This window comes from Holdemanella porci, from assembly GCF_019052655.1.
Classification (GTDB): domain Bacteria; phylum Bacillota_I; class Bacilli_A; order Erysipelotrichales; family Erysipelotrichaceae; genus Holdemanella; species Holdemanella hominis.
Genome location: NZ_JAHQVB010000066.1, coordinates 1 through 10,532, shown reverse-complemented (window position 1 = coordinate 10,532; position 10,532 = coordinate 1). Strand labels below are relative to the sequence as shown.

10 protein-coding genes are annotated in these 10,532 nt (G+C 37.6%); 8 read left to right on the top strand and 2 right to left on the bottom strand.

The annotated features are described in order from the left end of the window. Window positions 1-61: 61 nt before the first annotated feature. The 3 genes from proC (at window position 62) to KTQ83_RS10000 (ending at window position 3,291) form a co-directional block, all read left to right on the top strand. Complete coding sequence (proC, locus tag KTQ83_RS10010; RefSeq protein WP_186999647.1) at window positions 62-868, top strand: pyrroline-5-carboxylate reductase; 807 nt, start codon at window positions 62-64, stop codon at window positions 866-868. A gap of 3 nt (window positions 869-871) precedes the next feature. Further along, on the top strand, window positions 872-2,161 hold the full coding sequence (locus tag KTQ83_RS10005; RefSeq protein WP_186999648.1) for a M17 family metallopeptidase: 1,290 nt from the start codon (window positions 872-874) through the stop codon (window positions 2,159-2,161). 68 nt (window positions 2,162-2,229) lie between these two features. Then, window positions 2,230-3,291, top strand: a complete 1,062-nt coding sequence (locus tag KTQ83_RS10000) for a branched-chain amino acid aminotransferase (RefSeq protein WP_117926455.1) — start codon at window positions 2,230-2,232, stop codon at window positions 3,289-3,291. A gap of 67 nt (window positions 3,292-3,358) precedes the next feature. Here the strand turns inward: KTQ83_RS10000 and KTQ83_RS09995 are convergent, their stop codons facing one another. Next, the gene (locus KTQ83_RS09995; protein ID WP_117925851.1) at window positions 3,359-3,847 is read right to left on the bottom strand and encodes a DUF1836 domain-containing protein; all 489 of its coding nucleotides are present in this window, start codon (window positions 3,845-3,847) and stop codon (window positions 3,359-3,361) included. Between the two features lie 112 nt (window positions 3,848-3,959). Between KTQ83_RS09995 and KTQ83_RS09990 the strand changes: the two genes are divergently transcribed. After that, on the top strand, window positions 3,960-4,805 hold the full coding sequence (locus tag KTQ83_RS09990) for a DegV family protein (protein WP_217256734.1): 846 nt from the start codon (window positions 3,960-3,962) through the stop codon (window positions 4,803-4,805). Window positions 4,806-4,850: 45 nt separating this feature from the next. Here the strand turns inward: KTQ83_RS09990 and KTQ83_RS09985 are convergent, their stop codons facing one another. Continuing rightward, window positions 4,851-6,377, bottom strand: coding sequence for an L-lactate permease (locus KTQ83_RS09985; protein WP_217256733.1), 1,527 nt, complete (start codon window positions 6,375-6,377; stop codon window positions 4,851-4,853). A 227-nt stretch (window positions 6,378-6,604) separates the two neighbouring features. Between KTQ83_RS09985 and mraZ the strand changes: the two genes are divergently transcribed. Genes mraZ through KTQ83_RS09965 form a run of 4 tightly spaced genes read left to right on the top strand, consistent with a single transcriptional unit; the run spans window position 6,605 to window position 10,461 of the window. Further along, window positions 6,605-7,036 (top strand): division/cell wall cluster transcriptional repressor MraZ, encoded by a 432-nt coding sequence (gene mraZ / locus KTQ83_RS09980; protein WP_117925845.1) that lies wholly within the window; start codon window positions 6,605-6,607, stop codon window positions 7,034-7,036. A gap of 6 nt (window positions 7,037-7,042) precedes the next feature. Next, complete coding sequence (gene rsmH / locus KTQ83_RS09975) at window positions 7,043-7,969, top strand: 16S rRNA (cytosine(1402)-N(4))-methyltransferase RsmH (protein WP_117925843.1); 927 nt, start codon at window positions 7,043-7,045, stop codon at window positions 7,967-7,969. 5 nt (window positions 7,970-7,974) lie between these two features. Next, entirely contained in the window at window positions 7,975-8,250 is a 276-nt protein-coding gene (locus KTQ83_RS09970) for a hypothetical protein (protein WP_147346795.1), read from the top strand. Window positions 8,251-8,268: 18 nt separating this feature from the next. Beyond that, window positions 8,269-10,461 carry a penicillin-binding protein gene (locus tag KTQ83_RS09965; RefSeq protein ID WP_217256732.1) on the top strand — a complete coding sequence of 731 codons (2,193 nt, stop codon included), beginning with the start codon at window positions 8,269-8,271 and terminating at the stop codon, window positions 10,459-10,461. Window positions 10,462-10,532: the final 71 nt, after the last annotated feature.

The window sequence follows — 10,532 nt, the reverse complement described above, 5'->3', positions numbered from 1 at the left end:
AAGGAGATGTATGTTGTAAATGACCAGCTAGATGGGTCAATTACAATATACCAGGGGTATTATGCGAGAAACAATAGGTTTTATTGGTGCTGGAAACATGGGTAAAGCCATGATTGAAGGAATCTGTCAGAATCATGTATTTAATACAGTTTGGGTGTGTGATCATCACCAGGAAAATTTAGATGTACTACATGAAAAGTATGGAGTCGAAACGAGTTTAGATGAAAAAAAAGTAGCAAAAAATAGTGATGTATTGGTGTTGAGTGTGAAGCCGAAACATTATCCAAAGGTGATTGAAAAAATCAAGGACAGTGTCAAATCCGATGTGATTATTGTGGATATTGCGGCAGGTGTAACCATTTTAGATGTGAAGACATACTTTGGCAAAGATATAAAGGTGATTAAGGCAATGCCGAATACGCCCGCATTGGTATTATCTGCGATGAGTGCTATTTCGTTTGATGATTTGGTTACTGAAGAAGATAAAGTTTGTGTTCAGTCTATCTTTAATAGTTTTGGCAAATGTGAAGTGGTTGAAGAAACCATGATGGATGCTGTAACCAGTGTGAGTGGTTCAAGTCCTGCCTATGTATTTATGTTTATTGAAGCGATGGCAGATGCAGCTGTGGCACAAGGCTTACCTCGAACTCAGGCTTATACATTTGCGGCACAAGCCGTTTTGGGAAGTGCAAAGATGGTCTTAGAAACAGGTATGCATCCAGGTACCTTAAAAGATATGGTTTGTTCACCTGGTGGAACAACGATTGATGCGGTTTGCGAGCTGGAAAGAATGGGTTTTAGAGCGAGTGTTGAATCGGCTATGCGTGTTTGTGGTGAAAAATCAAAGAAAATGACGGAGGGAAAATAGGATATGAAAAATATTTGTATCGGATTGTTTGAAGGAGAGACTTTACCGGAAAGTTTAGCGGCTTTTAAAGATGTAAAATTGGATTTAGAATTTGGTAAGATTACAACAATTCATACATTAAATCAATTGGATTGCGAAAAAGTTGTTGTCGTTGGTTTGGGTGATGGTAAGAAGAATATCAAGGAAGCTTTCAGTAAAGTAGAGGCAGATGATTATTTGGTGTATGCCACTGAAAATACGGCGTATGCAGCTGGTTTTGGCTTAGTGTATGGTGCTTATAGCTATAAAGATACTAAGGTGTATGATTTAGAGAGTGATGATTTTAAAGATGAATTTGAAAAAGGTAAAACAGTAGCTCGTATTGTTAATCATGCGCGTGAAATGAGTGATATGCCCGCAAATTTTTTAACACCAGATCATTTGGTGGATGAAGCGAAGCTTGTGGCTGAAAAGTATGATATGGAAATTGAAGTATTAGCACAAGACGATTTAGAAGAAATTGGTGCCGGTGCTCTTTTAGCTGTCAATCAAGGTTCTGACAGACCATGTTTTATGGTGGTTATTCGTTATGATGGTGGTAAGCAAGACGAAGACTATACAGCTCTTGTTGGTAAGGGTCTTACATATGATGCGGGTGGCTACAATATCAAGTCAAATATGCATGGTATGAAGTATGATATGTGTGGGGCTGCCAATATGCTTTGTGCATTGGAGTTACTTGCTGAATTAAAGGTGGAAAAGAATGTAGTTTGTGTTTTACCAATTACTGAAAATAAAATCAATGGACATGGATTTGTCGATGGGGATGTGATCACAAGTTTAAGTGGTAAAACGATTGAAGTCACAAATACCGATGCAGAAGGAAGATTGATTTTGGCAGATGCCTTGACAATGGCACAAAAATTAGGGGCTTCACGCGTGATCGATATGGCGACTTTAACTGGGGCTTGTGTACGTGCTTTAGGTAGTACATATACTGGAATCTTTAGTAATGATGATAGTTTCTATTTGCCTTTCCTAGGGGCTTCAAAAGCTACAAAAGAACAGATTTGGCGTTTGCCTGTGGATGAATATTTCCATTCAGAATTGAAGTGTTCAAAGGTAGCGGATTTGATCAATTCAAAGACTTTGGGTGGAAATGCAAGTTTGGCTGCGGCTTTCTTAGAAGAATTTATTGAGGAAGGCACTAAGTGGATTCACTTGGACATTGCAGGAACGAGCGATAAGGATGAAGTGGCTACAGGTGTTATGATTGAGACAATTGTTCATTTTCTTGAAAATGAATGTAAATAAATGCAACAAGTTGAAATAATTTACAGAACATGGTATTATCATAGGTGTTTAGAAAAGAGGACAAATTTATGGAAGTACAATTTGTAGAAAGTAAAAACTTAAAAGAAAAACCAACTGGAGCTTTAGGCTTTGGTAAATATTACACAGACTATATGTTTGTGATGGATTGGGATGCTGGTCAAGAATGGCATGATGCCAGAGTCATACCTTATGGACCATTAGAATTTGATCCAGCAAGTATGGTATTGCACTATGCACAAGAAACATTTGAAGGTTTAAAGGCCTATCGTACTAAGGATGGTAAGGTTCAATTGTTTAGACCTGAAATGAATGCGAAGCGTTTTGCGAACTCCAATAAACGTTTGAGTATGCCTACTTTACCTGTAGATATGTTTGTGGAAGCTGTAAAAACAATTGTGAAGTATTCAGAAGACTGGATTCCAACAGGTGAGGGTGAATCTTTATATATTCGTCCATTCATGTTTGCGACAGAAGCTGCGATTGGTGTACATGCGGCAAGTCATTATAAATTTATGATTATCTGTTCTCCAGTGGGTGCTTACTATGCCGAAGGTGTAAATCCTGTTAAGATCTATGTAGAAGACGAATATGTTCGTGCTACAAAAGGTGGTACTGGATTTACAAAATGTGGTGGAAACTATGCAGGTAGTTTAGCTGCTCAAGTAAAAGCTGAAGAATTGGGTTATTCTCAAGTCTTATGGTTGGATGGAGTTCACCGTAAATACATTGAAGAAGTTGGTTCAATGAACGTTATGTTTGAAATTGATAATAAGATTGTGACAGCTCCATGCGAAGGTACAGTACTTCCTGGTGTTACTCGTGATTCTATTTTACATATCTTAAAAGACTGGGGATATGAAATCGAAGAAAGACATTTGTCTGTGGATGAATTGATGGAAGCAGGTCACAATGGTAAGCTACAAGAAGCTTGGGGAACAGGTACGGCTGCCGTAATTAGTCCAATTGGTGAATTGTACTACAAGGGTGATAAAGTTACTGTTTCTGATTTTAAAACGGGTGAATTAACACAAAAGTTATATGATACTTTGACAGGTATTCAATGGGGAACAATTGCGGATCCTTATGGATGGACTGTTGTAGTTGACTAATAAAAGGAAGGCGTACATTGTACATCTTCCTTTTTGTGTGTATAAATAAAGTAGAGATGGTCTTTCTCTACTTTGTTTCATAGCTTTTAAGTGTGTATTCAGTATGCATCTTATAGATGATGCATTGAATGACATTATCCATTAATTTTTGTTCGTAATTGGCGTTTTCAAATAGGATTGTATTTCGATTGTTTTTAAAAACGTCATTTAATGAATCTTCAAATCGAGATATAAATAAGTCATAGGCTTGTTCGATGGTTGAATCTTTTATATTAGTATAAATATGAAGTAAAGATGTGATTTGTTGCATGGAATAACATCTTTTTAGGATGGTTAAAACTAAAAAGTAGGCTAAATGACTTTTTGTGTAGTGTTTTTTGACGGGTGGATGGACAATACCGGTTTTGACATAGTTGTTGATCATGGCTTTGGTGATGAACTTTTCATCATAGAAATAAGTATCTTTTAATTTCTCATTGATGTAGGTGATCACTTGGTCCATATATAGGTCAATTTCGGGTAGTTCGGTCCACTTTGGGAATGTATAATTTTTCATAATTTGATTGTAACATAAAATAAAATGTTGCACAATCTAGGAATTAATACTAGATGTATTGACTTCTCGTGATATCTATATTATTTTTTATCTAAAGAGAGGTAAAAAAAGAATGATTCATATTATTTCTGATTCATCGACAATGTATTCGATTGAATCGGCAAAGAAAAAAGGGTTGTCGATTGTTCCTTTGAATATTTCAGTGGATTCACAAACATATCGAGATTTTGAGGATATCACAAGTACACAATTATTAACGATGATTGAAGAGCACAAGATTCCTAAAACTTCACAGCCAAGTCTTGGAGAAAAGATTGATTTATATAATAAACTTTCTAAGGATGGTGATGAAGTGATTGATATTGCGATGGCTTCTGGTTTAAGTGGAACGTACCAGACGGCTATGATGGCAAAGGATTCTTGTGACAATCCAGACTTAGTACATGTCGTAGATTCGCAGACGTTGTGTGGGCCACATCGTTTGATGGTGGATACGGCTTTAGAAATGGCAAATAATGGAGCAAGTGCCAAGGACATCGTAAAGATGATCGTGCAAAGTCGTATGCAGGAAGAGTCGTATTTGGTTCCTGTTGATTTTCAATTCTTAGTTCGTGGTGGAAGAATCAAAGGGTTAGCTGCTACATTGGGTGGTGCATTAAAATTGATTCCAATTTTGAAAAAAGGTGTTGATGGCATGGGTTTAGATAAGTTTGGCGTGAGTCGTACGTATAAAAAGACTGTCAATATGGTGGTTGAGGATTTTAAAAATAATGGTTTTGATTCCAATTATACATTTTATATTTCACATGCCTTTAATGAAGATTTGGCAATGATGTTTGAAAAGAAAATCAAAGAAACATTTGAAGGTGTAAAAGTTGTAATTTATCCTTTATCTCCTGCATTTATTACGCAGGGTGGACCTGGATGCGTTGCCGTACAGGCAATTAAAATGGCTTAGGAAAATTTCCTAAGCCATATTTTTTTCTATTTTCTTTTCTTAACTTTAGAATACCATTTGACCAAAGTAAGCCACAAAACTCATGACAATGATAAAACCAACACCATAAGGCAAGATCATAGATAATAATTTAGAATCTTGACCTTGTCCATCGACACTGCTTAATGCGATGGCGATAGATTGTGGTGATAACATTTTACCGGCTGCCACACCCAAAGAGTTTAATGAGACAATCCAATATGGATTAGCATTCAAGCTTTGGGCTGCGCTTTCTTGTACGGCACCAAATAATACGCCTGAACTTGTTCCAGAACCCGTCACAAATGTTCCTAGACATCCAATCCATGGGGCAAAGAATGGATAGAAACTTCCTGTAATCGCAATGGCGAACGATGCGATACTCGCAATCATACCTGCATATCCCATGATTTTAGCACATCCGAGTACACATAGCATGGTAATAATGGTTTGCGACATCTGTTTGATTGTGGCGATAAATACCACTTTGAAATCTCTAAATGTAGCTTTTTGAATCAAACCACCCAAAATAGCTGATAAGAAGATCCATACACCTGGTGTGTTGATCCAAGTGAATGTCATTGTGCTAGGATTGTCTCCTGTATAAATAATGGCGGTTGATGCGAATTGTGACAAGAATGTATGAATTGGAGCTACTAATTTTGAAGTTGATAATAAGAAGATAAAGATAAAAATAAATGGTGACCAGGCCGTTAATGCCTTTTTAACCGTAATTTTTTCGTTTGTTTCTAACTTCATTTCGTATTCAGGATTTGGTTTTACCTTAGAACCCAAAAGAATTGTGCATAATAATGAACAAACGCTTCCTACCACAACACATAATTCGGAACCTACAAATTTCGCAACGATCATCTGAGGAATCAAGAAGCTTAATCCAGAAACGAAAGTAAGTGCTGTGACGCCTTTTAATGCCTTAAAGCCTTTTCCTGTGACCATAACGATCAAGAATGGACACATTAACATAAATGGAGCTAATTGAAGGGTTTGTGTAAATGCAAGTTGAGCATTTTCAAGATCAACTAAATTAGCCAAAGTGACCGTTGGAATACCAATGGAACCAAATGGAGTTGGAACTCCGTTGGCAATTAGACAAACTAAACAAGAGAATAAAGGATCAAAGCCTAAAGCTACAAGCATACTTGCAGGAATGGCAATGGCAGTACCAAAGCCAGCCATACCTTCCATAAATCCACCAAAGCACCATGCGACAAGTAAGACAAGAATTCGTTTGTCGCTTGAAACGCTAGTAATCATTTGTTTAATGATTTCCATACCACGTGTGCGTAGTGACAGGTTATAAGTAAATACGGCTGCGATAATTACAACAATAATAGGCCATAGTGCCATTAAGAAGCCTTCACAAGCAGCCGTCATTGTATTTAGAAAACTTTGTTGCCAGATCGCAACGGATAATAGTACAGAAATAATTAAAGAACCAAAGGCAGCTTTATATGTGGGCCATCCAAGTACGGTTAGCGCAAATATTAGCCATAAAATGGGACAAAGCCCCAAAACAAAATATAGAAAACTCATATCATCTCTCCCTTATGCGTGTTGATTATATCAAAGTGAGATAGTTTGTCAAAACAAAAACGCTAAAAATAGGTGTGTAAGCGTATGCAAGTAACGATTGTGGGTTATATTTGTGGTCAACAAAAAAATCAAAACATTTTTGATTTTTTTATGGCCTTTTTTGATCAAATGATGTATTATTGTGGTACAAAGTAGCATATTGTGTCATAGAGTGGGGGTGAAGACACATGTTCATGGGGGAATACGCGCATAACATAGATCGTAAGGGGCGATTAATTATGCCGGCTAAGTTTCGTGAGGAACTAGGTGAACATGTTGTCGTAAACCGAGGACTTGATGGATGCCTGTATGTATATACGGTAGAGCAGTGGCAGCAAGTGTATCAAAAGCTATCAACTTTGCCTTCGACAAATAAAGATGCGCGCATGTATCAGCGTATGATGTTGTCTAAAGCAGCAGAATGTGAAATGGATAGTCAGGGGCGAATTTTAATCCCATCCTCTTTAATCGCCCTGGCTGGTCTTGAAAAAGAATGTTTGATTATAGGTGTCGCCAACCATTTGGAAATTTGGTCTAAAAATCGTTGGGAAGCTTTGGAAGAAGAGCAAAGTGCATCTTTTGAAGAAGCAGCGGAACACTTATCAGAAATTATGGGGTAGTAATGAATGGAACATATTAGTGTATTATTGAATGAATCGATTGACATGCTACAAATAAAAGAAGATGGGATCTATGTAGATTGCACTCTAGGTCGAGGGGGGCATAGTAGTGAAATCTTGAAACGTTTAACTAGCGGACATTTATATGCGTTTGATTGTGATCAAAATGCGATTGATGAAAGTGCACCTCGTTTGCAGGCAATAGGGGATAATTTCACTTTGATTCATTCTCCATTTGAGAATTTAAAGAGTGAACTTGCCAAGCGTGGTGTTACTTTAGTAGATGGAATATTTATGGATCTTGGTGTATCGAGTCCACAATTTGATGATGGCCAAAGGGGGTTTAGCTATCGTTCGAATGCGCGATTAGATATGCGTATGGATCAGTCACAAGAATTAGATGCCTATGCAGTAGTAAATACGTATGACAAAGAGGATTTGATTCGTATTTTAAAACGTTATGGTGAAGAGCCATTTGCGGTAAAGATTGCCAATAAAATCTGTAGTGTTCGAGAAAAAGCACCAATTGAAACTACATTTGAATTGGTGGATGTGATTAAATCAGCCCTTCCAGCTGCAGTATTAAGAAAGAAGGGACATCCGGCAAAGCAGACGTTTCAGGCAATTCGTATTGAAGTAAATCATGAATTAGAGCAGTTAGAAACCGTATTACAGGATGGCTTAACGCTATTGAAGCCACATGGAATTATGGCGGTAATCACATTTCATTCTTTAGAGGATCGAATTGTGAAAGAGATTTTTAAAGAGGTGGCCGTTGCCAAAAAGGTAAATAAGCGGTTGCCACAAGTGGGGACAGAAAATTTAGAATATCAGCTGGTGAATCGAAAACCGGTTTTAGCAAGTAGTGAAGAATTAGAGAATAATAATCGTGCACACAGTGCCAAACTAAGAGGGATAGAGAAGAAAGGATGATTCATATGCAAAGAAGTTTTAGATTAACAAGAGTACTTGTCTTAACTTTATTTGTGTTGTCTGCGGTCTTCTACTTCGTATCAAAAACATATGTCAACTCAATGAATATTTCGCTTTCTGTAGAAGAGTCGCAATTGAGTGATGAAATTGCACAGAAAGAACAAACTGTTGAAGAGCTCCAGAATGAAGTCAATACATTACAGGAAAAGGGCAGACTGTTAGGAATGCTTGACAATCAGGTCTCTGATCATGAAAATAATATATATGTAATGAATGACTAGATGGAGTGGTGATGTATAATGTCAGTTCGCAAAAGTAATAGAGAACTGTTAAAAATGATTAGTCGAATGACATTAATTGGAACATTAGTAGTAGCTAATGTTCTTTTCACTATGGTGAGCCATAAGCATATATGGTCCCAAAAAAGTGCGTTGGATCCAAGAATTGCGTCAAGTATTGTGGAAAAAGCAGTTACAGCTAAACGTGGAACAATCTATGATCGAAATCATACGGTGATTGCCCAACAAACACAGGCATATACAATCGTTGCCTATTTGGATAAGGGTGTTGTGGATGTCAATGGAAATCCTAATTATGTTAAGGATATTTCATCTACAGCCAAAAAACTAAAGAGTGTTTTAGGAGATGAGGTCAATGAGAAGGCGTTAGTCAAAATCATGAAGTCGGCTAAAATGGCTGGTAAGTCGCAGACGGAACTTGGTTCGGGAACGAAGCGTATTAAAAAGTCGTTGATGAAAGAAATCAAAAAATTAAAGATTCCTGGTATTGGTTTTATCGATGCGGTATCTCGTTATTATCCGGCTACGCCATATTCTTCAAATTTAATTGGGTTTGCGGCGTATGATGAAGATAAACAATCGATTGAGGGTAAGCTTGGTTTAGAGCTTTCTTTAAATGCGTTATTAAAGGGTAAAAACGGAAAAGAACAATATCAACAGACAGTGGATGGATCGAAGCTTCCGGGTACGACAAAAGTGATTGAACAAGCGAAGAATGGTAAGGATGTCGTTTTGACTTTAGATTCGGAATTGCAGTCAACTGTAGAAACGCAATTGCGCTCGACCATGGAAAATCAGAATGCCAGATCGGCATGGTGCATTGTGATGGAAGTGGATACGGGTAAAGTCTTGGCTTGGGCAAGTTATCCTACGTTTGATCAAAATGAACATAAGGAAATTCCAAGCTATCAAGATGCGATTAGTACTAGTACGTATGAGCCTGGATCTGTTATGAAACCATTTACGTATGCGACAGCCATCGATACCAATGTGTATCCATATAATAAAACGTATGTGTCATATCAATTCTGGTATGATTATGATGTAAATACTGGTAAAATCACGCGTTTGCCTATTGGAACCCATTCACCATATCCATATATTGCGGATGCCTTGGATGAAAACTTTGGTACGATTTCGTTTGATCAAGGTTTAGCGTATTCGAGTAACGTAGCCATTTGTGAGTTATTGGCAAACTATATTAATTATTCGCAATACAGTAAGTATTTGGATGCGTTTGGATTCTTTCAAAAAGTGGATACGCCCTATGTGGATCAGTCTTTGGGTGTTAAAAATATTGGTCTTCCTACAGATTACTTGTCGACTGGATTTGGTCAGGCAAGTTCAATTACGGTGTTGCAGTTGTGCCAAGCCTATACAGCTATTTTTAATGATGGTACGATGGTACGTCCGTATGTGATCGATTCGATTGTGGATTGTGATACGGGTAAAGTGGAGAAGAAGTATAAGAAAAAAGCTGTGGGTACACCGATTTCTAGTACAACGGCTAAAGAAGTGCAGGAATTGATGTCGCATGTTACGGATGATGGGGCGAGTGGCGCGCGCTTTAAAGTGGATGGTGTGGATCTTTTGATGAAAACAGGTACGGGTCAAATCTATAATACGGATTTGGGTAAGTATGATTCGGATTATCATACTTCAAGTATTATGGCGGCAGCGCCAGCCAATGATCCAAAGATTATGGTGTATTATGGCTTGGTTTCGCCAAACATTACATCGTATTCGGCAGAACCTTTTAAAAAGATTGTGCGGGATACGTTGCAGACATGTGGTATTTCAACAACACCAACAAATGATACACAAGAGTCGTATGAGGCTTGGGAAAGTTATGAAATGCCTAGTTTAGTGAATCATACAATTGATTATGCGCATGAGAAGATGAAAGATAAAAAGGTACATTTAGAAGTGATTGGGGATGGTTCAAGTGTGATTGAACAATATCCTGATGCATCGGTAACTATCAATTCGAATGATCGTGTCTTTGTGTTGACAAATGGAAATAAGATTACAATGCCAAATATGTCGGGTTGGACAAGGAAGGACTTAACGGTTTTCTGGCAGCTTACGGGCATTAGTATTAAGACGAGTGGCTATGGTAAGGTAACAAGTCAAAATGTAGAAGAGGGGACAACGATTTCTACGGACACAAAAATTGAGGTAAATTTAGAGTAAAAGAGCGAAAGCTCTTTTTCGTATTATGAAACCAGGAAGAAAAGTATTCTGGTTAATATAGAATTGTATAA

Coding starts and splice junctions, on each gene's coding strand:
- proC (WP_186999647.1), top strand. CDS start 62: ATGCGAGAAACAATAGGTTTTATTGGTGCTGGAAACATGGGTAAAGCC.
- KTQ83_RS10005 (WP_186999648.1), top strand. CDS start 872: ATGAAAAATATTTGTATCGGATTGTTTGAAGGAGAGACTTTACCGGAA.
- KTQ83_RS10000 (WP_117926455.1), top strand. CDS start 2,230: ATGGAAGTACAATTTGTAGAAAGTAAAAACTTAAAAGAAAAACCAACT.
- KTQ83_RS09995 (WP_117925851.1), bottom strand. CDS start 3,847: ATGAAAAATTATACATTCCCAAAGTGGACCGAACTACCCGAAATTGAC.
- KTQ83_RS09990 (WP_217256734.1), top strand. CDS start 3,960: ATGATTCATATTATTTCTGATTCATCGACAATGTATTCGATTGAATCG.
- KTQ83_RS09985 (WP_217256733.1), bottom strand. CDS start 6,377: ATGAGTTTTCTATATTTTGTTTTGGGGCTTTGTCCCATTTTATGGCTA.
- mraZ (WP_117925845.1), top strand. CDS start 6,605: ATGTTCATGGGGGAATACGCGCATAACATAGATCGTAAGGGGCGATTA.
- rsmH (WP_117925843.1), top strand. CDS start 7,043: ATGGAACATATTAGTGTATTATTGAATGAATCGATTGACATGCTACAA.
- KTQ83_RS09970 (WP_147346795.1), top strand. CDS start 7,975: ATGCAAAGAAGTTTTAGATTAACAAGAGTACTTGTCTTAACTTTATTT.
- KTQ83_RS09965 (WP_217256732.1), top strand. CDS start 8,269: ATGTCAGTTCGCAAAAGTAATAGAGAACTGTTAAAAATGATTAGTCGA.